Raw genomic sequence first — 26,395 nt, forward strand, 5'->3', positions numbered from 1 at the left:
GTCGGGGACTACCGGTCCAGGAACCGCTCCAGGGCCTCCACCACGAGCCGGTGGTCCGCCAGCTGCGGCAGCCCGGACACCGTCACGGCGCCGACGACACCGACGTCCTCGACGTGGATCGGGAACGAGCCGCCGTGGGCCGCGTACACGTCAGGATCGAGGCGCGAGGACTCCTCGAACGTCGTGCCCTTGGCCCGGAAACGCGCTCCGACCAGGTAGGACGCGGAGCCGTAGCGCTCCACCACCCGCCGCTTGCGGGCGATCCAGGCGTCGTTGTCGGGGGTCGAGCCGGGCAGGGCCGCGTGGAAGAGCTGCTGGCCGGCGCGGTGGATGTCGATCGCGACCGGTGCCTGCCGCTCCCGGGCCAGCTCCACCAGCAGCGAACCCAGCGCCCACGCGTCGTCGTGGGTGAACCGGCGGAAGACCAGGCGCCGCTCCTGGGCCTCCAGGTCCGCCACGGTCGGGGTGCTCTCGGGGGTGTTCCCCGCACTGGACGTCACAGCGTCACCGCCACACCGTCGCGGGCCGAGCGGCGGGCCGCCTCCAGCACGTCGAGCGCGGCGGCGGCCTCCAGCGCGGTGACCGGGTTCGGGGCGCCCTCGCGGAGGGCGGCGGCGACGGCCGCGTAGTAGGCCGGGTAGTCGCCGGGCAGGGTCGGCACGGGGCGGCCGCCGCCGGTCAGCGGGGACTCGCCGGCGCCGAGGCGGCCCCACAGGGACTCGGGCTCCGTGCCCCACTCGGACGTGCCGCCGGGCCGTCCGCCGTCGCGAAGCGTGCCCTCCTGGGGGTCGAGGCCGTACTTCACGTACCCGGCCTTCGAGCCCAGCACCCGGAAGCGCGGGCCGAGCTGTGCGGCCGTGGCCGAGACGTACAGGTGCGAGCGGACGCCGTTGGCGTGCGTGAGGGCGATGAACGTGTCGTCGTCGGCCTCGGCGCCCGGGCGGCGGACGTCCACCTCCGCGTACACGGCGGTCGCGGGGCCGAAGAGGACGAGGGCCTGGTCGACGACATGGCTGCCGAGGTCGTAGAGCAGACCTCCGATCTCCGCCGGGTCGCCGGACTCGCGCCAGCCGCCCTTCGGCGTGGGCCGCCAGCGCTCGAACCGTGACTCGAACCGCTGGACTTCGCCCAGTTCACCGTCGTCGAGGAGCCTGCGCAGGGTCAGGAAGTCGTTGTCCCAGCGGCGGTTCTGGAAGACGGACAGCAGCAGCCCGCGCTCCTCGGCGAGGGCCGCGAGGTCGTGTGCCTCGGCGGCCGTGCCCGCGACCGGCTTGTCCACGACCACCGGCAGGCCGGCCTGCAGCGCGGCCGTGGCGAGCGGGACGTGCGTCCTGTTCGGCGAGGCGACGACGACCAGGTCCAGCTCGCCGGCGCGGGCGAACAGTTCGTCGGCGCCGTCGGCGACACGGACGTCCGGGAATTCCTTCCGGGCCTGTGCCTGCCGCTCGGGATTCGAGGTGACGACCGTGTCGAGGACCAGGCCCTCGGTCGCGGCGATCAGCGGGGCGTGGAACACGGAGCCCGCGAGGCCGTAGCCGACGAGGCCCACGTGCAGGGGAGTACCAGTCATGCGACCTACTTTCGCAACGCTGTTGCCAAAGTGCAAGCGGCGGGGACAATGGAGGCGTGAACAGCGCGCGGGACGGCGGAGCCGGAGCAGCAACGGAAGCGGAAGCGGCAACGGGAGCAGGCGGGGCGACGGGGACGGGGGTGGCGGTCGCGGGGATGCGGGGCGCGGCCGGGGGTGCCAACCTGCTGGCCCTGCGCAGCCACAACACCGCCCTCGTGCTCGATCTGCTGCGCACGGCCGGTGCGGCCGGCATCAGCCGGCTGGAGATCGCCGACCGCACCGGGCTCACCCCGCAGGCGGTCAGCAAGATCACCGCCCGGCTGCGCCAGGAGGGGCTCGCGGCGGAGGCGGGGCGCCGGGCGTCCACGGGGGGCAAGCCCCGCACGGTGCTCCGGCTGGTGCCGGATGCCGGGCACGCCGTCGGTGTCCACGTCGACCGTGACGAGCTGCGCGCGGTGCTGGTCGACCTGAACGGCACCGTCGTCGGGGAGCGCCGCCGCCCACTGGACCTCGGAGCGGGCGCCGAGGCCGTCGTGGAGACGGTGGCACGGCAGGCCGAGGCATTGGTGGCGGAGGCGCTGGGTGCGCCGGCCGGGAGCGGGGACGCCCCGGCGCCGGGGCCTCTGGACGCCACCGGGTCGGCACCGGCGCGCAGGGCGGGGGACGGCAACGGATCGGCTGCGGGGGCCGCGGCCCCCGGCGGCAGCCGGCCGGCCGGGATGAGCGGGTCCGGCGGCGCGGACGGGTCGATCTCGGTGGGTGGGTCCGGTGACGGCGGCCGGCCGGTTTCGGCGGGTGGGTCCGGTGACGGCGGCCGGCCGGCTCCGCCGGGCGGGGGTGCGGACGGCAGCCCGGCGACTCCGCTTGCCGCCGTCGGCTCCCTGCTGGGTGTCGGGGTCGCACTGCCCGGCCCCCTCGACCACCGGCGCGGCATCCTGCACCGGGTCACCGGCTTCCCGGAGTGGGACGGCTTCCCGCTGCGGGAGGCGCTGGGACGGCGGCTCGGTGTGCCGGTCGTCGTCGACAAGGACACCAACGCGGCCGCTCTCGGGCTAGCGGTCACGGGCGAGGGCGGCTCCTTCGCCTATCTCCACCTCGGCACGGGCCTCGGCGCCGGCCTGGTGATCGGCGGAAGCGTCCACCGGGGGGCACGGACCGGGGCGGGAGAGTTCGGGCACCAGGTGATCCAGCTGGACGGGCCGCGTTGCACGTGCGGCGACCGCGGCTGCGTGGAGGCGCTGTGCCTGGCGGCCGTGGAGCGCGGAGAGGCCGGCGAGGCGGCCCGCGTACTGGGCGCGGGTGCCGCGAACCTCGCCGGCCTGCTGGACATCGACCGCGTCCTGCTGGGCGGGCGCACGGTCGCCGCCGCGCCGGAGGCGTTCGTCGCGGGGGTCGCCGCGGTGCTGGACGCGCGGGCGCGGCGCGAGGGCGCGCCGGACGGCGCGGTCCCGGTGCGCCTCGCCCCCGGTGGCGGCCGGGGCGTCGCCCAGGGCGCGGCCCAGCTGCTGCTGGCGCCGCTGTTCGGGCGGGGCGACGGGTGACGGGCAGGCCGCCGGCCGGGTGACGGCCGCCGCCGGCGGTTGGGCCGGTCGGGCGGAACCGTACCGCCGTTCGGGGCTGTCTCGCGGAGTGGCGCCGTGACGGCCCGCGCCGGCGGGAAGGTCACAAGGACATGCGACTGTGCACCTCCCTGTCCCTCTGCCTGGCCGCAGCCGCCGCCGTCATACCCACCGCGGGGCCGGCCCGGGCCGCCGCCGGTCCGACCTGTGCCGGCCCGGACGACCGTGACTTCCCGATCGCCACCCGCATCCACGGCGGGCCCGGCGCCCTGACCGCGGGTGGCGGCTTCGGCACCTTCCTGCTGGACCTGAAGAACACCACCCCCCGGATCTGCGCCGCCATCCACCCGGTCGTCGTGGTCGTCGACGCCCAGCACGCCCTGAAGCCCGGCCAGCCGCGCCTGGAGTTCTACGACGGCGGCCGTCCCCACCCCGTCCGCTTCCAGGCCACCGACCAGCAGGAGCTCGTCGGGCCCTTCGACGCCGGCCTGCCGGGCTTCACGGTCGGACCCGGCAAGACCGTCACCGTGAAGGTGCGGCTCGCGATCACGTCGGACGCCGTCCCGAACGACGTCACCGTCAAGGCGGCCGTCGTCCAGCGCCACGATGACGACGGGGACTGGGTCGGGCAGTCCAACGACTACCGCTTCCGCATCGAGCCCGGTACCGCCGTCGAGCCGCCCCCGGACCACAACGCGCTGCCGGTCCGGCCACCCCGCCCGCTTCCCAGTCCGACCCCGCAGCGGAGCGCGGGCCCCGGCCGGAGTGCCGCGCCCGACCGCAGTGCCGCTCCTGGGCTGAGCGCTGCCCCCGACCGCAGTGCCGCCCCCGCTCGGAGTCCCGCCCCCGACGGCAGCGCCACCTCCGGCCGCAGCGCCGCCCCGGAGCGGACTGACGCGCCGGTCCGCAGTGCCACCCCTCGACCCAGCCCCGGCGCCGGTAGGAGCGCCGGCCCCGACCGGAGCGCCAGCGCCGGTAGGAGCGCCGGCCCCGACCGGAGCGCCACCCCCGGCCGGAGCGCCGGTCCGGACACCCCCCCGTCCCGGTCCTCCGCGCCCGCCGTGCCGCCGACCCCCGCAGCGTCCACCGCTCCCACCGCACCGGGGGGCGGGCTCTCCTTCGCCGACGAACTCGCCCGCACCGGCCTCGGCACCCCGCTCGGTGTGCTGACGGCGACCGCTCTCCTGCTCGCCGCGGGCGGCGCCGTGGTCATCGCCCGGCGGAGGCGCCGCTGAGGTGCGGAGGGTGTCGGGCCGCGGGGCGGGACGACCGGCGGCCCGCGGCCGTACCGTGTGATCGACGGGGTACGGGACAACCAGTCCTGATTACGCTGGGGCCGTTGGTACGAGGTCGTTCCGGCGCCCCGCTCAAGACCGAACCCACGCCAGGAGTCCCGCACATGGCAGACCGCAAGCCCATCGAGTCGTGGCTGACCGACATGGACGGTGTCCTGATCCACGAGGGTGTCCCGATCCCAGGCTCCGACGCCTTCCTCAAGAAGCTGCGCGAGTCCGGCAGGCCGTTCCTGGTGCTCACCAACAACTCCATCTACACCGCGCGCGACCTGCACGCCCGGCTGCGCCGCATGGGCCTGGAGGTGCCGGTGGAGAACATCTGGACGTCGGCGCTGGCCACGGCCAAGTTCCTCGACGACCAGCGGCCCGGCGGGACCGCGTACGTCATCGGCGAGGCCGGACTGACGACGGCGCTGCACGACGTCGGCTACATCCTGACCGACCACGAACCCGACTTCGTGATCCTCGGCGAGACCCGGACGTACTCCTTCGAGGCGATGACGAAGGCCGTGCGCCTGATCAACGACGGGGCCCGGTTCATCGCCACCAACCCGGACAACGTGGGCCCGTCCGCCGAGGGCGCGCTGCCCGCCACCGGCTCGGTCGCGGCGCTGATCACCGCGGCGACCGGCAAGAAGCCGTACTTCGTCGGCAAGCCGAACCCGCTGATGATGCGGGCCGGGCTGAACGCGCTCGGCGCCCACTCGGAGACCTCGGCGATGATCGGCGACCGGATGGACACCGATGTGCTCGCCGGCCTGGAGGCCGGGATGCGGACCTTCCTGGTGCTCAGCGGCGTCACGCGGACCGAGGAGGTCGACCGCTACCCCTACCGGCCCTCCCACGTGGTCGACTCGATCGCCGACCTGGTCGAACGGGTCTGACGGGGCCGGCTGGTCCGGCGCGACCGAGTCGTACCCGAACGGAGCGGCACCGTCCCGCAGCGGGTGCGTCGCCGGACCTGCGGTACCGGTGACACGACGAGGGCGAGGAGGTTCGCGATCTTCCGCGAACCCGCCTCGCCCTCGTCATCGTGCGCCGCCAGGGACTCGAACCCCGGACCCGCTGATTAAGAGTCAGCTGCTCTAACCAACTGAGCTAGCGGCGCCTGCTGACGTCGTCAACTCTACAGGACCCCCGGGTGTGCTCCCGACCGCCGCCCCCTGACCCGCGCCCCGTCGCGGGGACGGCGCTCCGCGCGGAGGCCGCGGGGTGCCCGCCGAGATGTCCCCGCTGTTGGTATGGACATGTTCAACTAGCGGTCATAATCTGGCTTGGTCTAGACCTGCACGGCTCACGGACATTCCCCCACGATCTCCAGGAGCAGCAGCATGCGCCCCAAGGCCACGTTGTACGCCGCCGTACTCAGCCTGGCGACCGCCGGAGCCTTCGCGCTCTCCACCGGCGCCGCCAGCAGCCACGGCTACACCGACTCCCCCATCAGCCGGCAGAAGCTCTGCGCCAACGGGACCGTCGCGAACTGCGGCGACATCCAGTGGGAGCCGCAGAGTGTCGAGGGCCCGAAGGGCTTCCCGGCCCTCGGCCCGGCGGACGGGCGGATATGTTCCGGGAACAACACCCGGTTCGGTCAGCTCGACAGCCCCCGGACCCCCTCGGGCGGCGCCTGGCCCACCACGAAGGTCACCGGCGGGCAGAGCTTCACCTTCCGCTGGCAGTTCACGGCCATGCACGCCACGACCGACTTCAGGTACTACGTCACCAAGCAGGGCTGGAACCAGAACCGCGCCCTGACCCGCGCCGACCTCAACACGACACCGTTCCTGACGGTGCCCTACGGCGGTCAGCGCCCGCCCTCCACCGTCAGTCACAGCGGCACGCTGCCGAGCGGGCTGAGCGGGCACCACGTGATCCTCGGGGTCTGGACGATCGCCGACACCGGGAACGCGTTCTACGCCTGCTCCGACGTCACCTTCTGACCCCCATGACGAAGGAGCCCCCTCGCTCGCGCGAGGGGGCTCCTTCGTTCTGTGCGCCGCCAGGGACTCGAACCCCGGACCCGCTGATTAAGAGTCAGCTGCTCTAACCAACTGAGCTAGCGGCGCATGACTCACGCCGTCCGCTTCCCGCGGCCGGCGACGAGGAAAATAATACCCGGTCCCGGAGGGTGCTTCGGACCAGCCCGCTCCGGTCCGCGGAGCCGGTCCCGCAGTACCGGTTCCCCAGGGCGGCCGGCCCCGCCGGAGCGGCCGCCCTGGGGAACCGGCGCACCTCGGCCCGCTCGTGCGGCGCGGACGCGGCCGGGCCGCCGGCTCCGCCCGCCGGCGGCTCACAGCACCGCGCCGAGGAACTCCCTGGTGCGTTCCTGCTCCGGCTCGCTGAAGATCTTCTCCGGCGGTCCCGACTCGATCACCCGGCCGGCGTCGAACATCAGCACCTGGTCGGAGATGTCCCGGGCGAAGTTCATCTCGTGCGTGACGCAGAGCATCGTGATGTCCGTGGTGTGCGCGATCTCCCTGAGCAGGTCGAGCACACCGGCCACCAGCTCGGGGTCGAGCGCCGAGGTCACCTCGTCGAGGAGCAGGATCTCCGGCCGCATCGCCAGCGCACGCGCGATCGCCACGCGCTGCTGCTGGCCACCGGACAGCTGTGACGGATGGGCGTCCACCTTGTCGGAGAGCCCGACGAGGTCGAGCAGCTCACGCGCCCGCTGTTCGGCCTCCTCACGGCTGAGCCCGAGGACGGTGACGGGCGCCTCCGTGAGGTTCTGCAGCACCTTCATGTTCGGGAACAGGTTGAACTGCTGGAACACCATGCCGATCTTCCGGCGCATCCGGCGCAGGTGCTTCTCGTTCGCCGGCCGGAGCCTGCCGTCCGAGCCGCGCATGTGCGACAGCGGCCGGCCGTCCACCCAGATCACGCCGTCGCTGACCCGCTCCAGGGTCATCAGCAGGCGCAGGATGGTCGTCTTGCCGGAGCCGCTCGGCCCGATCAGGGTCACGTGCTCGCCTCGCTGGACGGCGAAGTCCAGCTGGTCGAGCACGACGTGGTCGCCGAAGCGCTTGACCACGTGGTCGAAGCGCACCAGGTCGGCGGGCGCCGTGTCCGGGGCGACCGTCTTGCGCAGGGGGTGGTCAGTGGCCAAGGCGCCTCTCCAGCTTTCTCATCAGGAGCGAGGTCGGACAGCTGGCCGCCAGGAAGATCAGTCCCGCGAGGGTGAACGTCTCGGCGTAGGTGAAGTGGTCCGCGCCGTACTGCCGGGCCTCGGAGACCATCTCCGTGACGGTGATGACGGCGAGGAACGGGGTCTCCTTGAACATGGCGATCCCGTAGTTGCCGAGCGCGGGCAGCACGTTGCGCACCGCCTGGGGCAGGATCACGGCCTGCCAGGTGCGGCGCGGCGACAGCGACAGCGCCCGGCACGCCTCCCACTGGCCCTTCGGCACGGCGTCGATGCCCGCCCGGTACACCTCCGACAGGTACGAGGCGTAGTGGATGCCGAGCACCGCGATACCCAGCGTCAGCGGCCTGACCGAAGGGAAGATCGCGTAGGCGCCCACCAGCTGCACCAGCAGAGGCGTGGAGCGGACGAACTCGGCCGCGGCCCGCACCGGCACGGCCACCAGCCGCGCCGGCGCCCGTCCGGCCAGGGCGACCACCAGTCCCAGCACGGCCGCGACCGCGGTGCCGAGCACGGTGGCCAGCAGCGTCGTGCGGAAGCCGGCCATCAGCAGCGGGAAGGACTCCCGCACGGCGTCCCAGTCCCAGGTGTAGTTCACAGGGCACCCCCGGCCATCCCGGACTTCCGCGGCGACGCGGCGCTGCGGCCGCGCAGCGGGCCGCGGGCGTCCGGGTGCCGGCCCAGCCGCCGCCCGGCCTGGCGTTCCAGCGCGTTCATCAGCAGGGTCAGGGCGTAGGCCAGGACGAAGTACATGACCAGCAGGGTCAGGTACGCCGCCGTCGTCTCACCGGTGCGCGTCCGCATGTCCTGGACCACGGTCGTCAGGTCGGCCGCGGAGATCAGCCACAGCAGCGGGGTCGCCTTCAGCAGCTGGATCAGCAGATTGGTGAACGGCGGGATCATCTGCACCCACGCCTGCGGGAGGATCACCCGGCGCATCCGCTGCAGCGGCGTCATGTTCAGCGCGACGGCAGCCTCCCACTGCTCCCTGGGGACGGCGTTCAGCGCGCCGCGCACCACCTCGGAGCCGTAGGCGCCGTAGTTCATGCCGAACGCCAGGACGCCGCAGAACAGCGGCGACAGTTCGTATCCGAAGAGCAGCGGGAAGGCGTAGTACAGCCAGAACAGCTGGACGTACAGCGAGGTGCCGCGGAAGAACTCCACGACGACCCGGGACGCGCCGCGCACCGGCCGCGGCCTGCTGTTCGCCATGAAGCCGAACACGAAGGACAGCGCGCACGCGACGGCCGCGCCGAGGACCGTGGCCTCGACGGTCACCCGCAGTCCCGACCACACCTGCGGCAGATGACCGAAGAAGTAGGAGTAGAAGTCACCCATGAACAGGCGTCCCCATCAGCCCTTGCACAGCTCGGCGGTCCTCAGGTCCGCCGGTGGGATCGTCTCCTTGCCGAAGCCGTACTGCCCGATGAGCCGCACATAACGGTCCGGGTCCGAGGTGATCTTGTTCAGCTCCACGTTGAAGGCGTCCCGCAGGTCCTCGCTGCCCTGGCGGAAGACGGCGCCGCCCGGGCTGTACTGCTTCCTGCCGTCGACCTCCGGCACGAAGGCCTCGGTGACCTCCAGACCGGAGTTGTTCCGCGCCAGCCAGTTCAGCGAGATGCTGGTCAGCAGAAAGGCGTCGATCCGGCCGCCCTTCACCGCGTCCGCACCGTCCTGCGGCTTCTGCAGCGTCCTGATCCTGCTCTCGGGGACACCGGCGGCGACGGCGTAGCCCTTCTCGACCGCGCCCGACATCACCCCGACGGTGACCCCGGCCTTCTTCACCGACGCCAGGTCGGTGAGCCGGGCGGGGTTGCCCTTCTTCACCATCATCGCGGTGGGCGAGATGAACTCGGGCTCGGAGAACAGCGCCTTCTTGCAGCGGTCCGGGATGATGGCCATGCCGGCGCTGATGACGTCGTACTTGCCCGCCTGCAGCCCCGGGATGAGTCCGTCCCACTCCGAGAAGGACGGGCGCAGTTCGTCCACGCCCAGCGCCCTGAAGATCTCCCGGTGCAGTGTGGGTGCCTCGCCCTTGAGCTGCCCGTCCTCCTCGAAGCCGTAAGGGGCCTCGTTGGCGTACGCGACCTTCACGTAGCCCTGCTTCTTCAGCTTCGCCAGCGTCGAGCCCTCGCCGCCGCTGTCCGTCCTGCTGCACGCGGCGAGGAGACCGGGGACGGTGAGCAGGCCGCCGACGGCCGCGGTTCTGGTCAGGAAGCCTCTGCGGGACAGATTCGGGAACTCGGTCATGAGCCTGCAACCTCCAAGGAGCGCCGTGCCGGACGGGCCAGTGACGGCCGGTGGGGGACCCTTCCCACGCGTCGCGGACTATGCCGGTGGGCCCGATGACGTGACGCAATGGTGATCGGGGCGAGATCCCCCCGTTCATCGGCGCCGAGGCATATCGGGTGAAAACGGTAGTGGAGAGGCTATCCGTCCACGTGGCGCATCGGGAGGGCGCCGGGCTGCCGGAAGCCCGGCGCCCACCTGCTGCGACGGTCGACCGCGCCCGACCGCTCCGACGCCCGGCTCGGCGCGATGCCCGGCTCGGCGGGGGCCGGACGGGTCAGGCGTGCGCGCCGCCGCAGCGACGGGGTATCCGTTCCGGAGGGACCCGGCCGGCGCGCCGCCCACCCGCGCCCGCGCCGGGAGCCCTTACCGCCCGAAGCACGCCGGAAAGCAGCAGGAAGGCTGGACATGACCGCACTGGGATTCCTCTACCCGGGCCACTCCGCCGAGGACGACTATCCGCGCATCGAGCAGCTCCTGGGCAGCGACATCCGGGCGGACGTGGTCCCCGTCGACGTCGGCGAGGGCACGTACCGGGTGGACCCCCTGCGCCGCGTGGGCTACGCGGACCGGCTGGCGGCGCCGGTGGAGGGACTGCGGCTGTCCGGCGCGGAGGCGGTGGTGTGGGCGTCCACGAGCGGCGGCTTCGTCCACGGCTGGCAGGAGGCCCAGCGGCAGGTTCGCGAGCTGGCCCGCACGGCCGGCCTGCCGGCGTCCTCCACCGCCTTCGCCTTCGTGCACGCGGCGCGGGAGATCGGCGTGCGGAAGGTCGCCGTCGCGGCGACGTACCCCGAGGACGTGACCGCCCACTTCGTGGACTTCCTGCGCGCCGGGGGCGTGGAGGTGGTCGCCGCACACAGCGCCGGACTGGCCACGGCGGCGCAGGCCGCGGCCTGGGACGAGGCGGAGATCCTGGCCCTGGCGCGGGCGGCGGACACCGCGGAGGCCGAGGCGGTCCTCATGCCGGACACGGCCCTGCACACGGCGTCCCACATCCCCACGCTGGAGAAGGACCTGGGCAAGCCGGTCCTCACGGCGAACCAGGTCACGGTCTGGGAGGCCCTCCGCCTCACCGATCGCCGGGTCAACGCGCCGAGCCTGGGCACGCTGTTCACGCGGGAGCCGATCGTCCAGGCCTGACCCGGCGGCGCCGGGACGGTGGCGGAAGGCCGCGGGGGCCAGGACCCGGGGCCGGGGCGAGGGTGCGGCCGGCGCCTCGGAGCGTCCGGGACGCGGACGCTCCGGAATAAAAAGGGGACCGTTTTCCGTTGTCACCGTGCAGAACATCGCACGGTCACACCACAGGAGGCACCCCGTGTCGGCGAACGAGATCCGAGGCGAAGCCCACGGCATCGCACCCGTCCCCCTCTCCGTTCTGGACCTGGTGACCGTCGGCGCGGGCCACACCGCCACCGAGGCGCTGCGCACCAGCGTCGCGATGTCCCGTCTCGCCGAGTCCCGCGGCTTCCACCGTTTCTGGGTCGCCGAGCACCACTCCATGCCGGGCGTCGCCTCCTCCTCGCCCGCCGTGATCCTCGCCCACCTCGCCGCCCACACCGAGCGCATACGGCTGGGCTCGGGCGGCGTCATGCTTCCCAACCACGCCCCCCTGGTCATCGCCGAGCAGTTCGGCACGCTGGAGGCCATGGCCCCCGGCCGCGTCGACCTCGGCCTGGGCCGCGCCCCGGGCACGGACGGCGCGACCGCGGCCGCGCTGCGCCGCTCGGACCGGCTGAACGAGAGTGCCGACGACTTCCCCCAGCAGCTCGTCGAACTCACGCGCTTTCTCGACGACGACTTCCCCGACGGCCACCCCTACCGCCGCATCCACGCCGTCCCCGGCCCGGTGCAGGCGACGGCCGCGGGCGGGGTGCAGTCACCGCACCGCCCGCCCGTCTGGCTGCTCGGCTCCTCCGGCTTCAGCGCCCGGCTCGCCGGTGTGCTCGGCCTCCCCTTCGCCTTCGCGCACCACTTCTCCGCGCAGAACACCGTCCCGGCGCTGGACCTCTACCGCGAGTCCTTCCGGCCGAGCGAGGTGCTGGACGCCCCCTACGCCCTGATCGGTGTCGCCGCCCTCGCCGCCGACGACGAGAAGGAGGCCCGCCGGCAGGTCATGGCGGCCGCGCTGAACATGGTCCGCCTGCGCACCGGCCGCCCCGGGCTGGTGCCGACCCCTGAGGAGGCGGAGGCCTACGACTACAGCCCCATGGAGGAGGAGTTCGTCGCCTCCTGGAACGCCAACGTCGTCCACGGCACCCCGGACGAGGTCCGCAGCGGCCTGAACGACCTGCAGAAGCGCACCGGTGCCGACGAGCTGATGATCACGGCCAACGCCCACAGCGGCGAGGCCCGCCTGCGCTCGTACGAACTGCTCGCGGACGCCTACGACCTGCCGCGGGCGGACTCCCCGACCCCGACGGACTGACCGGCGCAGGCCGGCCGGCTCCCCTCACGGGCGCGGGCAGGCCCGGCCGTCCAGCAGCTCCGAGATGCGGTCCGCCGCCACCGGGCGGGAGTACAGCCAGCCCTGGCCGGTGTCGCAGCCGATACGGCGCAGCCGGCCGGCCTGGTCGGAGGTCTCCACGCACTCCGCGGTGACCGTCAGGCCCAGCCGGTGGGCGAGCTGGACCATGGCCTCGACGATCACCTCGTCGGCGGGGCTGGGCCGGACGGCCGTACCGTCCGGCTCCTCGTACCGGAAACCCCGGACGAAGGAGCCGTCCAGCTTCAGCACCGACACCGGAAGGCGGCTGAGGTAGGCGAGGTTGGAGTAGCCGGTGCCGAAGTCGTCGATGGCGATGCGGACGCCCATGTCGCTGAGCGCGCGCAGCGTCTGCAGCGGCCGGCCGGCCGAGCCCATCACCGCCGACTCGGTCAGTTCCAGCTGCAGCAGACCGGGGGGCAGCCCGGTCTCCGCGAGGACCTGCGCCACGTCCGTCACCAGGTCGGAGTCCCAGACCTGACGCACCGCCACATTGACGCTGACGAAGATGGGCGGCTCGTCCGGGTGGTCCAGCTGCCAGCGGCGGGCCTGCCGGCAGGCGGTGGCGAGGATCCAGCGGCCGAGCGGCACGATCGAGCCGTCCTCCTCCGCCAGCGGGATGAACCGATTCGGCGTCAGCACACCGAACTGCGGATGGTTCCAGCGGACCAGCGCCTCCACCCCGCGCAGCCGGCCGTCGCCCATGCCGACCAGCGGCTGGTACTCGAGGGCGAACTCGCCGCGCTCGACGGCGGGGCGGAGCGAGGAGGCGAGCGCCTGCCGGGTCATGCGGTGGGCGTTGCGCTCGGGGTCGAACAGCGTCCAGCGGGCCTTGCCGTCCGCCTTCGCCCAGTACAGGGTCGTGTCGGCCGCCTGCATCAGGGCGGTGGCCGTCGTCCCGGCGGCGTGGCGTTCGACCACGCCGATCGACGCCGAGACGGACAGCGGGCGGCCGGAGACGTCGAACGGCTCCTGGAGGGCCGAGAGCACCGACTCGGCGAGGTCGGCGAGCTGTTCGGTGCCGGTGGAGTCCTCCACGAGCAGGGCGAACTCGTCTCCGCCGAGCCGGGCCACCAGCGGAGCGCTGGCCCGGCCGTGGCCGGCCTCGCCCGCGCAGCGGGACAGCCGCTCGGCCACGGCGGCCAGCAGCCGGTCGCCGACGCGGTGGCCGAGGGTGTCGTTGACCGCCTTGAAACCGTCGAGGTCCAGGTAGCACAGGCCGATCCGGCCGGTTCCGCTCAGCTCGTACGCCTCCGCCTCCAGCGCGGCCGACAGCCGCTCGAAGAAGAGCGTGCGGTTGGGCAGCCGGGTCACCGGGTCGTGCATCCGCAGGTGCCGCAGACGGGCCTGCAGTTCGCGCCGGGCGCTGATGTCGGCGACGGACAGGAGCACGCCGTGGGGCGGCTGGTGGAACTCCTCCCCGGCGGGGGCGTGGCCCGGCTCGGGGGGCAGGGGCGCGACCGTGACCTGCACCCACAGGGCGTGTCCGTCGGGGTGTTTGAGCCGGCGGGTGCAGCGCAGTCTGGCCTGGCGGCCGCGCAGCACCTCGCGGTAGGCGTGCCAGGTGCGGCTGTCGGACGTCAGGTCCACCAGGTCGGCGGCCACCCGCCCGGCGAGGTCCCCGGCGCTGGTGCCGAGCAGTGCGCCCAGGGTGTCGTTGGCGCTGACGACCAGGCCCTCGCGGTCGACGAGGGCCATCGCCAGCGGCGCCGCGCGGAAGGCCGAACCGAACGGCGGGGTCTGCGCACGCTCCGGCTCCGCCCCGGCGGTGGACGCGGGCGGGGCCGCAGCGGCCGAGACGGCGAGCGCGGATGCCGGGAGCGGCGCGAGCGCCGTGGCGAGCGAGGAAGCCGGGGCGGGTTCGGCCATTGCGGTGAAGGGGGCAGCGGCGGGTACGCCGGTCGGGGCGGGTTCGGTCATTGCGGTGAAGGGGGCAGCGGCGGGTACGCCGGTCGGGGCGGGGCCGGACCCGGCGCCGACGGCGGCGCGCCCGCCGGTCACGGACACGGCGGCCCCGGTACCCCCGGGCGGCTCCACGTCACCCTCCGTGGTGGTCGCCGGGCAAGTGCCTGCCGCGGGCGCCGGCCCCTCGGACGTTCCGCTCACCGCTCGCTCCCGCAGTGCACTCGGTCTTCGTGTCGGTCCCGTCGGCAGGGCCGGCCCCCTGGTGGTGCGGCTGCCCGGCCCGTGTCCGCGCCGCGAAGTGCCAGGAAAGTGTGCCGATCATAGAGGCTGCCCCCGGGCGCCTTCCAGCCACTTCCCTGCCTCTCGTCGCCGGCTGCCGCTCCGGCCGACCGGTTCTGCCCGCACCTGGACGGGTTCTTCGGACGACCGATCACTTGTGACGTTCCGTGAGCGGTTCGGGGTCTCATCGCGGATGTCATGGCTGGTCCCATCGGCTTCCGGCCCGGTCGCTTCGGGCCCCTCACCCTTCCGGTGCAGACAAACAGGGCGTACCCCAACAAAGTCGCACAGGCTGGGTGCGGTGTCCCCGCGAACCGCACCCGGAGGTTCCCGTGCCGCGTCAGCTTCCCCTGAAGGCGCTCCGTCGTGACGCCCTCAAGGGGCTCGGCCGCGCGGCGGCACGGCCCCGACTGCGCAGCACGGCCGCCGTGGTCACCACCCTGTCGGCCGTCGCCGCCACCTCGATCGTGACGGGGCCGTCGGTCGCCGAGCCGTTCTCGCCCGCACCGTGCGCCCTGCAGCGGACCGCCGCGCACCACTCGGAGGGACTGGACACCTGGAACGCCGCCTACACACAGCCGACCCGGACGCTGGACGCCGTCATGGTGTTCCTCTCCTTTCCCGACTCGGCCCCCCTCACCAAGCCGGCGGACCTGGCGGCCGACCACTTCCCCGCGACCACGCGGTTCTTCCAGCAGGCGTCGTACGGGCGTTTCACCCTGCGCCCGCACCCGCTGCGGCAGTGGATCCGGATGCCGCGGCCGTCGACCCGGTACGCCGTGCACCGCGACTGGAACCCGGCCGACCGGGCCGTCTACCTGCGGGACGCGCTCGCGGCCGCCGACCCGCGGGTGGACTTCTCGCGGTACCAGGTCGTCTACTTCGTGGCCGACCCGGACGCGCCGGGCGTCGACTCCGACGCGACCAAGGTGGTCAACCTGGACACCCCGCTGCGGGCCGACGGCACCGACCTGCGGCGCGTGGTGACGGTGTTCGAGCGCCATCCCCCGGACCGGCTGGTGCTGGCACACGAGACGGGGCACGTCTTCGACCTGCCGGACCTCTACCACCGGCCCGCGGACGGCAAGGGCGACTGGGACACGCACGTCGGCGACTGGGACCTGATGGGCAGCCAGTTCGGGCTGTCGCCAGACCTGTTCGGGTGGCACAAGTGGAAGCTCGGCTGGCTGGGGCCGCGTCAGGTGACGTGCGTGCCGGGGGTCGGGACGACGCGGCTGACGCTGGAGCCGGTGGAGGTGGGCCCGCGGGACGCGGTCGTCCCGGCCTCGGTGGCGGCGGGGGCGCCGGCGTTCGGCACGGGGAACGGCACCAAGCTGGCGGTGGTGCGGACCGGCCCCGACACGGTGCTGGCCGTCGAGGCGCGCGGGGCGCTGGGCAACGACGCCTCGGGATGCCGCCAGGGCGTGCTCGTGTACCGGGTGCGAGGCGGGGCGCAGTCCGGCGGGGGCCCGGTCGAGGTGATCGACGCGCATCCGCACACGCAGGCCTGTTGGGGGGACTCGGTCTACCCGCCGCTGGCCGACGCCCCGGTCGCCGTGGGGGAGTCCTTCACCGTTCCCGGCGACGGCATCCGGATCGAGGTGGAGGACCGCACGTCCTCGGGCGCGTACACGGTCAGCGTCACGCCTCCCTGACCCTGGCCGGGGGCGCGGGGCGCGGGGCGCGGGGACGTGGCGGCGCGGGGACCCGGAGCCGCCCTGGCGGCCGCGGTCCTGACGGCGGCGGACCTGGCCGCGTGCACCTGGGCGCTCGAGCTGCGGCCTCGCTGGGCTGCCGAGTCGTGTCAGCCGCGGGGCCGCAGGGCTGCGTCAGCCGCAGGACCGCGTCAGCCGCAGGACCGCGTCAGCCGCAGGACCGCGTCAGGCCGTGGGGTCGCGGGGTCGTGTCAGGCCGGGGTCGCGGTGCGGCGGACTGCGGCGGGAGGGGCCGGTTGCCGGTCTCCCGCCCCGGCCTCACGATGCGGCGAGCCGGAGGAGGCCCGGGCGGCCGGCGCCGAGAGGGGCGCGGGGGCGGGACCGGCCCGTCGCGGGGCCAGGATGTCCGGACACAGCAAGGGCGAGGAGGTTCGCGTTTCCGCGAACCCGCCTCGCCCTCGTCATCGTGCGCCGCCAGGGACTCGAACCCCGGACCCGCTGATTAAGAGTCAGCTGCTCTAACCAACTGAGCTAGCGGCGCCTGCTGACGTCGTAGACCTTAGCACCCTGGTCGGCGGGAGGAAAAATCGATATCCGCGCCGCGGACCGGGCCGCCCGCACGGCCGCCCACAGCAGCACTTCGGGGCCGGGAAGCCAGGGATGGCGGGTGTCCGGGGCGACGAGCCAGCGCGAGGCCGAGCGGCCGGTACCGGGGGCGGCGGCCACGGCCGGCACGGTCACCGCGTCGCCGTTGCCGTGGCACAGCAGCGGCGGGACGCCTTCGGTCCGGCCCTCCTCCGGGCCCCGGCGGCCCCACTCCTCCCACTCCAGCAGCGACGGCAGCCGCTGGGCGGTGCCCGGCACGGCGAACAGCAGTATCCGCCCCCGGTGCACGGCCACCGGGCCGGACCCGGGACCCTCGTCCCACAACAGATCCAGCATCCAGCGGCCGAAGACCGCCGGCGCGTTGACGACGTCGAAGGCGGAACCGCACGGCAGGACGACCGGCGCCCCGGGCCGCTCCCGCCAGAACGTGAGCGTGCTGCGGGTGTACGCGCCCGCCGAGGCGAGCCAGGCGGCACCGTCCGCGGTGACGGCCGTGGCGTCCGGCCGGACGTCGGCGAGGCGGTCGCCGGCCGGGTCGATCCCTGTGCTGCTCATGACGGGCATGTCTACCTGCCGTGAGCGTTCGCTCTCGCAGGGTTGCGGAAAACCGGGACGTCGCTTGCGGGACAGGGGTATCTTGCCCGCCTGGCATATGCCGGGCGGTGGTGGTGCCGGGCGGCGTCCGGCACCGGCGCTCACGCGGGGCCGGTGCCTCCCTCGCCCTCGGCTCCCCGCATCAGGTCCCGCCCGAACTCCACCATCTTCTCGGCGTAGTCCTCGGTCCACTCGGCCCGCTCGGCGATGTCCGCCGGCGTCAGCCGGTCGAACCGCCGGGGGTCGGCGAGCTGCGCCGCCGCCATGGCCTGGAACTCCATCGCGCGGTCGGTGGCCGCCCGGAACGCGAGCGTCAGCTCCGTGGCCCGGGCGAGCAGCGCGCGCGGATCGTCGATCGACTCCAGATCGAAGAAGTGCTCCGGGTCGGCGGCCGCCGCGGCGGGCTCGAAGAGCAGGGGCGCGGGGCGTAGCCGCGGTTCGTTGCGACGCGGCGTGGGCTCCGCCATGTCTTCTCCTCCTCGTACGTTCGTACGGTGTGCGCGGCCCGCCCCGTCCGGGGGGCCGTCGTCCATTGTCCCGCGGACGGGCCGGAAGGCCGCGCGCGTGCGCCGTGGTGCCTGGCACCCGGACGCCCCGGCCCGGGGACTTCCCGCACAGTTCCCCGGCCTCGCCGGGCGCTCCGCGCGCCGGCCGGCCGTCGGCCCGACCCGGCATCCCGTGCGTCCCCGAGGTGCCGAGGCGCGCCGGCCGCCGGATGTTCCCGCCCGGACACGTTCCGGACGCCTTCCCCCGGCCGCCGCACTCTCCCGCAGCCCCGGCCCGGGGAGACCGCCCCTCCTCCCGCCGTCCCGTCCGATGCCCCCCGCCACCCCGGATGCTCCCCGCGACTCAGCGGCCCCATGCCACCCGGTGCTCGGCGAGATGGGCGAGCACGGCGTGGTTCGCCTCCCAGCCGTCCGGGAACTTCACGCTCACCCCGAGCTGCACCGGCTCGGTCGACGGGTGGTCGTCCAGCAGTTCCCGCACGCCGGCACGGCACACCACGATGCACGCGTGCCGGTGCCGGGAGGCCAGCACGCACAGGCGGCCGGTCTCCAGGTGGAAGGCGGTGGCGTCGGGGCGGCCCGAAAGGGGGTGCAGCACCACGGTGACGTCGAACTCACGGCCCTGCAGCCGGTTCGCCGTGTCCACGGTCACGTCCGTGACACCGAGGTCCGTCAGCGCGGCGCGGACCGCCGCCGCCTGGTCGCGGTGGGCGGTGCCCACGGCGATCCGGCCGGCGGTCAGGGGCTCTGGCTCCGGCGTCCCCCCGGCTCCGCCGCGGCCGGGGGCCGGCTCCGAGGTGGCCGCGCCGCCCCGCGCCAGCAGCCGCCGGACCACCTCCGCCACCGCCCGCACCGCCTCCGGGTCCGTGCGCGGGGTGTGCCGGGCGGGCAGCTCCAGCAGTCCCCAGCCGGACGCGGCCGCCTCGTCGATCACCCGGTCGGGCCCGGAACCGTCCGACGGGACGGCGAAGGTCAGCCGCCGGTCGCCGGGGCCCGTGCCGCTGCGGAACGGCGTGTACGGGTAGAAGGCGTCGGACACCAGCGGCGCCGCGGACGCCGGGAGCCGCCACGACACCGGCAGCCGGTGCTGGGGGAGCTCCGGGTTGTGCGCGAGCAGGGTCGTCACGGCGGAGGCCGACGGGTCGTACGACAGGCCCGCCCACTGCTCGCCGCCGACGATCGAGAACGGGTCGAGCTGACCGGGGTCGCCCACGAACAGCGCCCGCTCGAACAGGCCGGCCACGGCCAGCAGCGCGTCCGAGCGCATCTGGTAGGCCTCGTCGACGATCGCGTGCCGCCACGGCTCGTCGACCTTCACGTGCGCCCACTTCGCGGCGGTCGACAGCACGACGTCCAGACCGGCCAGGTCGGCGGCCTTCGCCGACTTGCGGACGTTCGGCAGGGCGTCGAGGGCCTTGTCGTACGGGTCGGTGTCGCTGCTGTGCAGCCGCCCGACCGGCAGCTCCGGATTCTTCCCGGCCAGCCGCAGCACCAGGTCGTCCACCTGGGCGTTGGTCTGCGCGACCACCATCAGCGGGCGCCCGGCGGCGGCGAGCTCCAGCGCGGCGCGCACCACGAGCGTCGACTTGCCCGCGCCGGGCGGGGAGTCGACGACGACGCCCCGGTGCGCGCCGTGCAGCGTGTCGTGCAGGATCGCCCCGGTGGCGCGAGCTGCCGCCGCACCGGGGTCGAACGCGGTCTCCCGGGCGTTGTGGACGGTCCCGGTCACAGCACGTCCTCCTCGGTCACCGGGTCGGCGGTCTCCGGCGCCGCCTCGCCCGGCGGGCCGCCGTGGGTCCACGGGGTCTGCTCCGGGTCGGGCAGTTTCGCCCCGCCGCGCTGCTCGTGCTCGAAGAGCGTGAAGCAGACGCGCTCACCCTTGTCCGGCACGGATCCGGGCTCCGGCTCCTTGCCCCGGCCCATCTTGTCGAGGACGCGCAGCACGACCAGCAGGCCCTCCCCGTCCCCGTCGCCCTCCCCGGGCGCCTCGGGCTCCTCGTACGCCACGAACTCGGCCGCCTGCGGCTTGCCGCCCAGCGACCGGTACACCCTGGCGCGCTCGGCCAGGTGCGGCCGGTCGTCGGTGCGCACGGTGACCAGCGGGCGGGGGCTGGGCCGCTTGCCCTCGCCGTAGGCCATCACCACCTCGGTGACCTCGCCGGCGAAGGCCTCGCCGGCGAGCCGCCGCCCGGCCATGACCAGCGGGTCGTCCAAGGCCTGCTGGGCCTCCAGACGGGCCTGCTCGCGCTCGCGCGTGGCGAGCTTGTTCGCGGCGGTGACCGCGTCGTCGCGGCGGGGCTGCGGCGGCTCACCGGCCAGGACGCGGTCGCGGTGGCCGGTGAACGACCAGCGGTCGCGGGTCCACCGCTCCTCGACGTGCGCGCCCTCGGGCAGCGCCCTCAGCAGGTCGAGGCCGGCCCACACCGCGTCCCAGGTCGGGCGGGTGCGGCTCTCCACGAGCGCGCGGACCCCTTGCTCGGCCGCGGTGAGGGCGGCGAGCCGGTCGTCGGCCTCCAGGCCGTCCTCGGCGGCGGCGAGGGCGGTGCGCGCCCGGTCGTACGCCTCGATGGCGGGGGCGAGCAGCTTGTTGTCGAACGCCGGGTCGGTCGCCGGGCCCGCGGGCGGGCACACCAACTGGCCGTCCGCGTCGCGCGCCAGCTCGGCCCGCAGCGCGGCCTCGGCCCCCGGGACGCCCTCCGGCGGGTCGATCCACGCCAGCAGCGCGCCCAGGTGCTGGTCCTCCAGGCTGGACTGGCCGGTGGTCCAGTGCAGGGCGAGCAGGTCGGTCAGCGCCAGCAGCAGCGAGGAGCCGGGGACGCGGGCCCGCTCTCCGAAGTGGGTCAGCCAGCGCCCCAGCAGCGGCACCCGGGGCGGGGCCGGGTACGGGGCCTCGGGATCCTGCTCGGCGGTGCGCCGGAAGCGCATGGAGCGCCCGAGCAGCCGTACGAAGTCGATGCCGGCGCGGCTGGGCACGATCAGCTGGGGCGCGTCCGCGCACAGCTCGACCTCGACCTTGACCCGCTTGCCGGTCTCCGGGTCGGTCTCGGTGCGCTCGGCGGCCTCGACGGTGTCCGCGTGCGCGTCGACGTAGGGCAGGACGACCTCGGCCAGATCCGCGAGGAACGCGAACCGGAGGTCGCGGTCGCGGGGCTGCTCCACGGTGAGCAGGCGCGGGGCGTCCCGGTCCGTCCCGACGAGGGCGCCGAGCGGGGCACCCGCCTCGCCCGCGGTGGTCAGCGGCACGAACACGAGGGGACGCGCGGACAGGTGCCGGTGCCGGACGGTCGCGGCGGGCTGGGCGCGCCCCGCCCGCACCGCCTCCAGCCGGCCCAGGGTGGCGATCAGGGACAACGGGCCACCTCCTGCCCGGCACGGGCGTTCCCGGCGGCGGCCGACAGCGCCTCCGCCCGCAGCCGCGCCGCCCGCCGCAGCGCCGCCACCGCCGGGTCGTCCGGGTCGCCCGCCTCGCCGTGGGCGGCCGCCAGCACCTCCTCGACGGTCGTCAGCCCGCCCAGTTCGGCGCGGGCCGAACGGCCCAGGGCGGTCACGGCCCCGGCCGAGCGGGAGCCGCGGCGGCAGTGGAAGGCCAGCTCGCAGGCGGCCAGACACTCGGGCGCGTAGGCCGCCGGGACCGAGTCGACGGCGGCCGTCAGCTCCTCGGCGGGCAGCTCGGGGGAGAAGCACACCCCCTCGGGCAGGGCGTCGGCGATCTCCTCGATGCGCGTCAGGCGCGTCAGCTGGCGGGCCGTCACCGCGCGCTGCTTGCGGACGTCGACGGCGGAGGCGGCGGGCAGGTTGGAGAAGTCCTTGGGGCACACCAGCAGCACCTCGTGCCGCACGCGCGCAGCGGGGTCGAGACGGGCGGCGACGTCCTCCAGCGCCAGCACGTACACCGCCGCCTGCCGCGCGGCCGCGCCCACCTTCGCGGGGTCCGCCGACCCGTCCAGCATCGGGAAGGACTTGATCTCCACGACGGTCCACACGCCGTCGGGGTGCACCACCACCGCGTCCGGCTCCAGGAAGGAGGGCGAGCCCGCCACGTCCAGCGCCAGCATCGGATGGTCCAGCAGCGTCCACGCACCCGTGCCCGCGCCGGTGCCGTCCGCGTTCCGCGTCGCCTCGCGCAGCGCCAGCGCCGTACGGGCCGCGCGGCCCTCGGGGCCCGCGGCGGTCAGGTCGGGGACGTGTGCCCGCAGCGGCGGCTCGGCTCCCGGGTCCACCGTCCGGTGCACCAGCCGCAGCAGCTCCGCGCCGCCGTCGGCCTTGACCCGGGCCTCGAACGCGTTGCCCCGCATGAAGGCGAACTGCGACTGCCCGAAGGCGGACGGTGCGCCCAGCGCGCCCGCCAGCGCCGCCTTGTCCACTCCGGCGCCGTCCAGGATCGCGCGCCGCCGGCAGCCCGGGTTCGCGGCGAGCGCCGCGAGGGCGCGGGCGTCCAGCGCCCTGGCCGGTACGCCGGGGCCGCGCAATTCAGCGAGTCTGCCCCAGACTTCCGGCCTCGCTCGAGCGGGGGAGGCCCCAGTCCGGGGCGCCGTCCCCCGTGTCCGTGGGGGAGGCACCCGCTTCGGCTCCGGACCCGAAGCGTGACTCGCGCTGCCGTGGAATTCGCTCACCCGCCGCAGTCTGGCATCCGGCACTGACAATCGGGGAACCCGTGCCGCCGGAGCGCCCCGTGACCGCCGTGACGCGTGCGGCGAGTGCCGTCCCGGCGGGGGCCAGCCGGCGCGTCACGTACGGCGCCAGGAACAGCCCTGCGGCCATCACCGCCACGCCGGCGACCGCGTCGAGCAGGTAGTGGTTGGCGGTGCCCATGACCACGATCGCGGTCAGCAGCGGATAGGCGACGCCCGCCGCCTTCGCCGCCCGCGTGCCGCCGTGCCGCCACAGGACCACGCCGCACCACAGCGCCCAGCCCACGTGCAGGCTCGGCATGGCCGCGTACTGGTTCGTCATGCCGCCCAGACCGCGCGGCGCGCTCGCCTCGCCGCCCCACCAGCCCCAGGAGCTGTACTGGGCCATCGTGTCGACGAAGCCGTGCTCCGGCGCGAGCAGGCGGGGCGGACAGGTCGGCAGCAGAGTGAAGCCGACCAGGCCGATGAAGGTCGACGTCATCAGCCAGGTGCGGGCCGCGCGGTAGTGCGCGCTGCGCGCCCGGAAGAGCCAGACCAGCAGGGCGGGCGTCACCAGGTAGTGCAGCGACGCATACCAGAAGTCGGCCGGGACGCCGAGCCAGGCCTCGTGGGTGAACAGGCGGTTGAGGGGGTGCTCGGCGTTCAGGCGCAGCAGCTTCTCGACGCGCAGGATCGCCAGGCCGTGGTCGACGGCGCCCGACACGTCACCGCGGGCCAGCAGCCGGCCCGCCGAGTAGCAGGCGTACACCAGCACGATCAGCGGCAGCTCGGTCCACCAGTGCAGCCGGGTGCTCGGGGCCGTCTCGATGCCCGGTGCCTCGGTCTGCGGCATCCGATGCCCCTCCCCCTTGTTGTTCCTGCGGCGCCCGGTCGGACGTGCCACCTTACGGTGCGCGCGCCCTTCCCCCGCCGGGCGCCCCGGCCCTCAAAGACGCCGGGGCCGCCCGCCGGGTTGCCCGTGCACGGAGTGCGCGATGATGGATGGCGTCCCGGTTCGTCCTCACTTGCGAAAGGCTCCTCATGGCACCGCGCATCCTGCTGGCCCGGCACGGACAGACGCAGTGGTCGCTGTCCGGCAAGCACACCGGCAGGACCGACGTCCCCCTGCTCGAGGAGGGCCGGCACGGCGCCAAGCTGCTCGGCGAGAGGCTGCGCCGGGCACCGTTCGACGGCCTGCCCGGTGTGGAGGTCCGCACCAGCCCGCTGTCCCGCGCGCGGGAGACGTGCGAGCTCGCCGGCTTCGGCGACCGCGCCACGCACTGGGACACGCTGATGGAATGGGACTACGGCGCCTACGAGGGCCTGACGCCCGGGGAGATACAGGCGCGCCGGCCGGGCTGGCTCATCTGGCGCGACGGTGTGCCGGAGGGCGAGACGCCCGCCGACGTGACCGCGCGGGCCGACGAGGTGGTGGCGTGGGCGCGTGCCCAGGACCGCGACGTACTGGTCTTCGCACACGGGCACATCCTGCGGTCGATCGGCGCCCGCTGGCTGGGCCTGCCGGTCGACTTCGCGGCGCGCATCCGGCTGAACCCGACGTCGCTGTCGGTGCTGGGCTGGGCGTACGGGGAACCGGCGATCGAAAGCTGGAACGATCTGGGGCACCTGACCGCGTAGCGGCCCGGGGCGCGGCCGGCCCGCGCTCACACCGACCGCGGCCGGCCCGCGTGCCGCTCCAGGAACGCCGACACCCCCGACGCCCGCCGGTGCGGCAGCAGCACCCGGGCCGTGCCCGCCAGCATGGTCCGGATCCGTGACGACTGGACCTGGTCCAGCAGGTCCAGCACGCGCATCCCGGCCGCCGCCGCCTCGTCGGGACGTCCGCCGCGGGCCAGGTCGTCCGCCAGCTCCGCGGTGTAGAGCGCGGTGTTCCGTGCGAAGTGCGGGTCCTGCAGATGCGTGGCCCGCCGCGCGTGCCGGGCGGCGCGCGGCCAGTCGCCGAGCGTCGACCAGCACTGGGCCTCCAGGCCCTCGAGTTCGGCCTCGCCGTAGAAGCTCATCCACTCCGGGTCGGCGTCCGACGGGCCCCGCTCGAAGAGCGCCTGCGCGCGGGCGAGCGCCTGCGCGCACGCGGTGCGGTCCGCGAGCCCGGCCCAGCCGCCCGCCTCCCGCAGCGCCAGCAGCGACATCAGACGCGCGGAGCCCTGCGTGCGCCCGGCGCGCTGGGCGGCCTGCGCCGCCCGCACCGCCTCCCGCGGCCGGCCGGCGTCCCGCGCGAGGAACGCCGTGTTGGAGAACGCGTGCGCCTCCAGGGCCGCGTCCCCCGTCGTCCGCGCGGTGGCCAGCGCCTCCGCGTAGTGCGAGCGGGCGTCGTCGAAGCGTCCGGAGTCGTGGGCCAGCCAGCCGACGGACAGGGCCAGTTCACCGGCGCCGGAGTGCAGCCGATCGGCCGTGGCCTGCCGGGTCGCCCCGGCGTCGAGCAGTGCGTACGCGGCGCGCAGCGGGGCCGCCGCGCGCCGGTAGAGGCCGTCGGCGCCGTGCCGGTCGTCGAGCAGCCGGATCCGGCGGACGGCCTCTTCGACGGCGCCCGCCTCGCCCGCTCCGGGGCGGCGGACGGGACGGTCCGCGGCCCGGGCGTCGTGGGCGAGCCCCAGGGGGCCCAGCGAGGCGGCGGCCACCGTGGTGCCCCCGCAGGTCATGAATGCGCGACGCAGCACGTCGCTCTCCTCGTGGTCTTCGTGCGGGTGGTACGGGTCGTGCGTGTCGTACGGATCGCGCGTGTCCCGCGTTTCATGCGGGGCGTACGCATGGCTCCCGGGGTACGCCGGCGGCGCGTCCTCGACGGCGCGCGCCCCGCGTCCGCGGACGGACGAGCGGGGCGCGAACCCCAGGTCGGCGAGCGTCCGCCCGGGGAACATGTGCAGGAACACCCGCTCGTAGGCGTAGTTGGGGCAGCGGATCTCGCCCGCCTCCACCCGGCCGATGTAGCGCGCGTCGCAGCTGACCCGCTCCCCGATCTCGCGCGCGGCCCGGCGCACCGCCGCGGCGAACTCCGCCGGCGACCGCTGACCGCGCAGCCGCCGGAAGGCGAGGTTTGGCCGCAGTGGCCGTGGGAACTGGGACGCAGTCACCGTTGACGACGCCATGGCCGGGTCCTCTCGTGCGAACCGTCGAACCATGCCGGACTCAGGACGAGTTGTCCGAAGTGCCTCCCTGGTTCCGGCGAGCAAGAACGTACCGGGTGCGCACCGGCCGCCATGCGAGGTTTGGCCACAAAACGGATATGACCTCCGCGATCTGCCATGAACTGCCATCCTTTGCGGCGCAATTCCGGCGTTGCCGTTGACGTCGCGGCGCGTTGGACCTGTGGGCCGGGAGCCGCCCGACTCCCGCCCGCTGGTTCTCGAGGAGGGATTCTCCGTGGTGGAGGCCGGGATGGCGACCGACCAGAGCATCGATCCTTGCGGTACTCCGCCCACGCCGGCGGCAGTCGCGGTGGCTCCGCCGGGCGGCGGCCCGTCGCGGCCGGACCCCGCGTGCGACCTGGTGACCGTGCCGGCGCGGCAGGGTCTGGAGGCCGTCGACATCCTGCGCCGCGCCGTGGGCGACGCCGTCGGGCCGGTGCTCCACGACGACGGGGGCGACACGCTGGGGTTCGTCGTGCCGGCGGGGACGGCCGCGGGCTGGGACGTGCCGGGCAGCACCTGTACGCAGACGGACGGACGGGGCCTGCGGCTGGCGCCGGAGCCCCTGACGGACGGCTCGGACTGGCTGGTCCCGCCCGGCGAGGCGGACCCGGCGACGGACCCGACGGTGCTGCGCCGGGCGCTGGGCGAGGCGGCACGGCTGATCGAGGCGGCGGACAGCTGCTCCTGATCCCGGGGCGGACCCGCACGGCGGCGCGCACTGCGGGTCCGCGACCCGGCGGCGCACGGTGCGGCCCGC

At 74.7% G+C, this 26,395-nt stretch carries 23 protein-coding genes and 3 tRNA genes; 9 read left to right on the plus strand and 17 right to left on the minus strand.

Features of this window, described 5'->3' with window-relative positions:
• Nucleotides 1-8: 8 nt before the first annotated feature.
• Nucleotides 9-500: a heme-degrading domain-containing protein gene (locus ACWDNY_RS05300; RefSeq protein WP_451644359.1), complete on the minus strand. Its 492-nt coding sequence runs from the start codon at nucleotides 498-500 to the stop codon at nucleotides 9-11.
• Nucleotides 497-1,570 carry a Gfo/Idh/MocA family protein gene (locus tag ACWDNY_RS05305; RefSeq protein ID WP_451644360.1) on the minus strand — a complete coding sequence of 358 codons (1,074 nt, stop codon included), beginning with the start codon at nucleotides 1,568-1,570 and terminating at the stop codon, nucleotides 497-499. Before ACWDNY_RS05305 ends, ACWDNY_RS05300 begins: the two co-directional genes overlap by 4 nt.
• Before the next feature lie 155 nt (nucleotides 1,571-1,725).
• On the opposite strand from ACWDNY_RS05305, the gene ACWDNY_RS05310 reads away from it, so the two are divergent.
• The 3 genes from ACWDNY_RS05310 to ACWDNY_RS05320 all read left to right on the plus strand — a co-directional run bounded on the left by ACWDNY_RS05310 (nucleotide 1,726) and on the right by ACWDNY_RS05320 (nucleotide 5,308).
• A complete protein-coding gene (locus ACWDNY_RS05310; protein WP_451644421.1) occupies nucleotides 1,726-3,111 on the plus strand; it encodes an ROK family transcriptional regulator in 1,386 nt (461 codons plus the stop codon).
• 131 nt (nucleotides 3,112-3,242) lie between these two features.
• On the plus strand, nucleotides 3,243-4,364 hold the full coding sequence (locus ACWDNY_RS05315; RefSeq protein WP_451644361.1) for a hypothetical protein: 1,122 nt from the start codon (nucleotides 3,243-3,245) through the stop codon (nucleotides 4,362-4,364).
• A 164-nt stretch (nucleotides 4,365-4,528) separates the two neighbouring features.
• Nucleotides 4,529-5,308, plus strand: a complete 780-nt coding sequence (locus ACWDNY_RS05320) for an HAD-IIA family hydrolase (protein WP_451644362.1) — start codon at nucleotides 4,529-4,531, stop codon at nucleotides 5,306-5,308.
• A 150-nt stretch (nucleotides 5,309-5,458) separates the two neighbouring features.
• On the opposite strand, the gene ACWDNY_RS05325 is transcribed toward ACWDNY_RS05320, so the two are convergent.
• A tRNA-Lys gene (locus ACWDNY_RS05325) sits at nucleotides 5,459-5,532 on the minus strand.
• Between the two features lie 223 nt (nucleotides 5,533-5,755).
• Here ACWDNY_RS05325 and ACWDNY_RS05330 point away from each other — a divergent pair.
• Nucleotides 5,756-6,361: a lytic polysaccharide monooxygenase auxiliary activity family 9 protein gene (locus tag ACWDNY_RS05330; protein WP_451644363.1), complete on the plus strand. Its 606-nt coding sequence runs from the start codon at nucleotides 5,756-5,758 to the stop codon at nucleotides 6,359-6,361.
• Between the two features lie 52 nt (nucleotides 6,362-6,413).
• Here the strand turns inward: ACWDNY_RS05330 and ACWDNY_RS05335 are convergent.
• The 5 genes from ACWDNY_RS05335 to ehuB all read right to left on the minus strand — a co-directional run bounded on the left by ACWDNY_RS05335 (nucleotide 6,414) and on the right by ehuB (nucleotide 9,813).
• A tRNA-Lys gene (locus ACWDNY_RS05335) sits at nucleotides 6,414-6,487 on the minus strand.
• A gap of 224 nt (nucleotides 6,488-6,711) precedes the next feature.
• The gene (ehuA, locus tag ACWDNY_RS05340; protein ID WP_451644364.1) at nucleotides 6,712-7,527 is read right to left on the minus strand and encodes an ectoine/hydroxyectoine ABC transporter ATP-binding protein EhuA; all 816 of its coding nucleotides are present in this window, start codon (nucleotides 7,525-7,527) and stop codon (nucleotides 6,712-6,714) included.
• Entirely contained in the window at nucleotides 7,517-8,110 is a 594-nt protein-coding gene (ehuD, locus tag ACWDNY_RS05345) for an ectoine/hydroxyectoine ABC transporter permease subunit EhuD (protein ID WP_451644422.1), read from the minus strand. Before ehuD ends, ehuA begins: the two co-directional genes overlap by 11 nt.
• Nucleotides 8,111-8,157: 47 nt before the next feature.
• A complete protein-coding gene (gene ehuC, locus ACWDNY_RS05350) occupies nucleotides 8,158-8,901 on the minus strand; it encodes an ectoine/hydroxyectoine ABC transporter permease subunit EhuC (RefSeq protein WP_451644365.1) in 744 nt (247 codons plus the stop codon).
• 15 nt (nucleotides 8,902-8,916) lie between these two features.
• Nucleotides 8,917-9,813: an ectoine/hydroxyectoine ABC transporter substrate-binding protein EhuB gene (gene ehuB, locus ACWDNY_RS05355; protein ID WP_451644366.1), complete on the minus strand. Its 897-nt coding sequence runs from the start codon at nucleotides 9,811-9,813 to the stop codon at nucleotides 8,917-8,919.
• 447 nt (nucleotides 9,814-10,260) lie between these two features.
• On the opposite strand from ehuB, the gene ACWDNY_RS05360 reads away from it, so the two are divergent.
• A complete protein-coding gene (locus tag ACWDNY_RS05360; protein ID WP_451644367.1) occupies nucleotides 10,261-10,992 on the plus strand; it encodes a maleate cis-trans isomerase family protein in 732 nt (243 codons plus the stop codon).
• A gap of 175 nt (nucleotides 10,993-11,167) precedes the next feature.
• Nucleotides 11,168-12,277, plus strand: a complete 1,110-nt coding sequence (locus tag ACWDNY_RS05365; protein ID WP_451644368.1) for an LLM class flavin-dependent oxidoreductase — start codon at nucleotides 11,168-11,170, stop codon at nucleotides 12,275-12,277.
• A gap of 24 nt (nucleotides 12,278-12,301) precedes the next feature.
• Here ACWDNY_RS05365 and ACWDNY_RS05370 read toward each other — a convergent pair whose 3' ends face one another.
• Entirely contained in the window at nucleotides 12,302-14,254 is a 1,953-nt protein-coding gene (locus ACWDNY_RS05370; RefSeq protein WP_451644369.1) for a putative bifunctional diguanylate cyclase/phosphodiesterase, read from the minus strand.
• A 596-nt stretch (nucleotides 14,255-14,850) separates the two neighbouring features.
• Here ACWDNY_RS05370 and ACWDNY_RS05375 point away from each other — a divergent pair.
• Nucleotides 14,851-16,173 (plus strand): M6 family metalloprotease domain-containing protein, encoded by a 1,323-nt coding sequence (locus ACWDNY_RS05375; protein WP_451644370.1) that lies wholly within the window; start codon nucleotides 14,851-14,853, stop codon nucleotides 16,171-16,173.
• Between the two features lie 467 nt (nucleotides 16,174-16,640).
• Here ACWDNY_RS05375 and ACWDNY_RS05380 read toward each other — a convergent pair.
• The 7 genes from ACWDNY_RS05380 to ACWDNY_RS05410 form a co-directional block, all read right to left on the minus strand.
• A tRNA-Lys gene (locus ACWDNY_RS05380) sits at nucleotides 16,641-16,714 on the minus strand.
• Nucleotides 16,705-17,334, minus strand: a complete 630-nt coding sequence (locus ACWDNY_RS05385) for a hypothetical protein (protein ID WP_451644371.1) — start codon at nucleotides 17,332-17,334, stop codon at nucleotides 16,705-16,707. Before ACWDNY_RS05385 ends, ACWDNY_RS05380 begins: the two co-directional genes overlap by 10 nt.
• Nucleotides 17,335-17,474: 140 nt before the next feature.
• On the minus strand, nucleotides 17,475-17,840 hold the full coding sequence (locus tag ACWDNY_RS05390; RefSeq protein ID WP_451644372.1) for a hypothetical protein: 366 nt from the start codon (nucleotides 17,838-17,840) through the stop codon (nucleotides 17,475-17,477).
• Between the two features lie 382 nt (nucleotides 17,841-18,222).
• Nucleotides 18,223-19,608, minus strand: coding sequence for an AAA domain-containing protein (locus ACWDNY_RS05395; RefSeq protein ID WP_451644373.1), 1,386 nt, complete (start codon nucleotides 19,606-19,608; stop codon nucleotides 18,223-18,225).
• Complete coding sequence (locus ACWDNY_RS05400; protein WP_451644374.1) at nucleotides 19,605-21,230, minus strand: hypothetical protein; 1,626 nt, start codon at nucleotides 21,228-21,230, stop codon at nucleotides 19,605-19,607. Before ACWDNY_RS05400 ends, ACWDNY_RS05395 begins: the two co-directional genes overlap by 4 nt.
• Complete coding sequence (locus ACWDNY_RS05405; protein WP_451644375.1) at nucleotides 21,221-22,438, minus strand: hypothetical protein; 1,218 nt, start codon at nucleotides 22,436-22,438, stop codon at nucleotides 21,221-21,223. The genes ACWDNY_RS05400 and ACWDNY_RS05405 overlap by 10 nt, the downstream gene beginning before the upstream one ends.
• Entirely contained in the window at nucleotides 22,350-23,342 is a 993-nt protein-coding gene (locus ACWDNY_RS05410) for a phosphatase PAP2 family protein (RefSeq protein WP_451644376.1), read from the minus strand. The genes ACWDNY_RS05405 and ACWDNY_RS05410 overlap by 89 nt, the downstream gene beginning before the upstream one ends.
• 188 nt (nucleotides 23,343-23,530) lie before the next feature.
• Here ACWDNY_RS05410 and ACWDNY_RS05415 point away from each other — a divergent pair, with 188 nt between their 5' ends.
• Entirely contained in the window at nucleotides 23,531-24,127 is a 597-nt protein-coding gene (locus ACWDNY_RS05415; protein ID WP_451644377.1) for a histidine phosphatase family protein, read from the plus strand.
• A 26-nt stretch (nucleotides 24,128-24,153) separates the two neighbouring features.
• On the opposite strand, the gene ACWDNY_RS05420 is transcribed toward ACWDNY_RS05415, so the two are convergent.
• Nucleotides 24,154-25,596: a hypothetical protein gene (locus ACWDNY_RS05420; protein WP_451644378.1), complete on the minus strand. Its 1,443-nt coding sequence runs from the start codon at nucleotides 25,594-25,596 to the stop codon at nucleotides 24,154-24,156.
• Between the two features lie 289 nt (nucleotides 25,597-25,885).
• Between ACWDNY_RS05420 and ACWDNY_RS05425 the strand changes: the two genes are divergently transcribed.
• A complete protein-coding gene (locus ACWDNY_RS05425) occupies nucleotides 25,886-26,326 on the plus strand; it encodes a hypothetical protein (RefSeq protein WP_451644379.1) in 441 nt (146 codons plus the stop codon).
• The last annotated feature ends 69 nt before the right edge of the window (nucleotides 26,327-26,395 follow it).

The sequence above is a fragment of the Streptomyces sp. NPDC003697 genome, assembly GCF_053587115.1.

Bases quoted from the DNA above. Each gene is read 5' to 3' on its own strand.
- ACWDNY_RS05305 (WP_451644360.1), bottom strand. From the start codon at position 1,570: ATGACTGGTACTCCCCTGCACGTGGGCCTCGTCGGCTACGGCCTCGCG.
- ACWDNY_RS05310 (WP_451644421.1), top strand. From the start codon at position 1,726: ATGCGGGGCGCGGCCGGGGGTGCCAACCTGCTGGCCCTGCGCAGCCAC.
- ACWDNY_RS05315 (WP_451644361.1), top strand. From the start codon at position 3,243: ATGCGACTGTGCACCTCCCTGTCCCTCTGCCTGGCCGCAGCCGCCGCC.
- ACWDNY_RS05320 (WP_451644362.1), top strand. From the start codon at position 4,529: ATGGCAGACCGCAAGCCCATCGAGTCGTGGCTGACCGACATGGACGGT.
- ACWDNY_RS05330 (WP_451644363.1), top strand. From the start codon at position 5,756: ATGCGCCCCAAGGCCACGTTGTACGCCGCCGTACTCAGCCTGGCGACC.
- ehuD (WP_451644422.1), bottom strand. From the start codon at position 8,110: ATGGCCGGCTTCCGCACGACGCTGCTGGCCACCGTGCTCGGCACCGCG.
- ehuC (WP_451644365.1), bottom strand. From the start codon at position 8,901: ATGGGTGACTTCTACTCCTACTTCTTCGGTCATCTGCCGCAGGTGTGG.
- ehuB (WP_451644366.1), bottom strand. From the start codon at position 9,813: ATGACCGAGTTCCCGAATCTGTCCCGCAGAGGCTTCCTGACCAGAACC.
- ACWDNY_RS05360 (WP_451644367.1), top strand. From the start codon at position 10,261: ATGACCGCACTGGGATTCCTCTACCCGGGCCACTCCGCCGAGGACGAC.
- ACWDNY_RS05370 (WP_451644369.1), bottom strand. From the start codon at position 14,254: ATGACCGAACCCGCCCCGACCGGCGTACCCGCCGCTGCCCCCTTCACC.
- ACWDNY_RS05385 (WP_451644371.1), bottom strand. From the start codon at position 17,334: ATGAGCAGCACAGGGATCGACCCGGCCGGCGACCGCCTCGCCGACGTC.
- ACWDNY_RS05390 (WP_451644372.1), bottom strand. From the start codon at position 17,840: ATGGCGGAGCCCACGCCGCGTCGCAACGAACCGCGGCTACGCCCCGCG.
- ACWDNY_RS05410 (WP_451644376.1), bottom strand. From the start codon at position 23,342: ATGCCGCAGACCGAGGCACCGGGCATCGAGACGGCCCCGAGCACCCGG.
- ACWDNY_RS05415 (WP_451644377.1), top strand. From the start codon at position 23,531: ATGGCACCGCGCATCCTGCTGGCCCGGCACGGACAGACGCAGTGGTCG.
- ACWDNY_RS05420 (WP_451644378.1), bottom strand. From the start codon at position 25,596: ATGGCGTCGTCAACGGTGACTGCGTCCCAGTTCCCACGGCCACTGCGG.
- ACWDNY_RS05425 (WP_451644379.1), top strand. From the start codon at position 25,886: ATGGCGACCGACCAGAGCATCGATCCTTGCGGTACTCCGCCCACGCCG.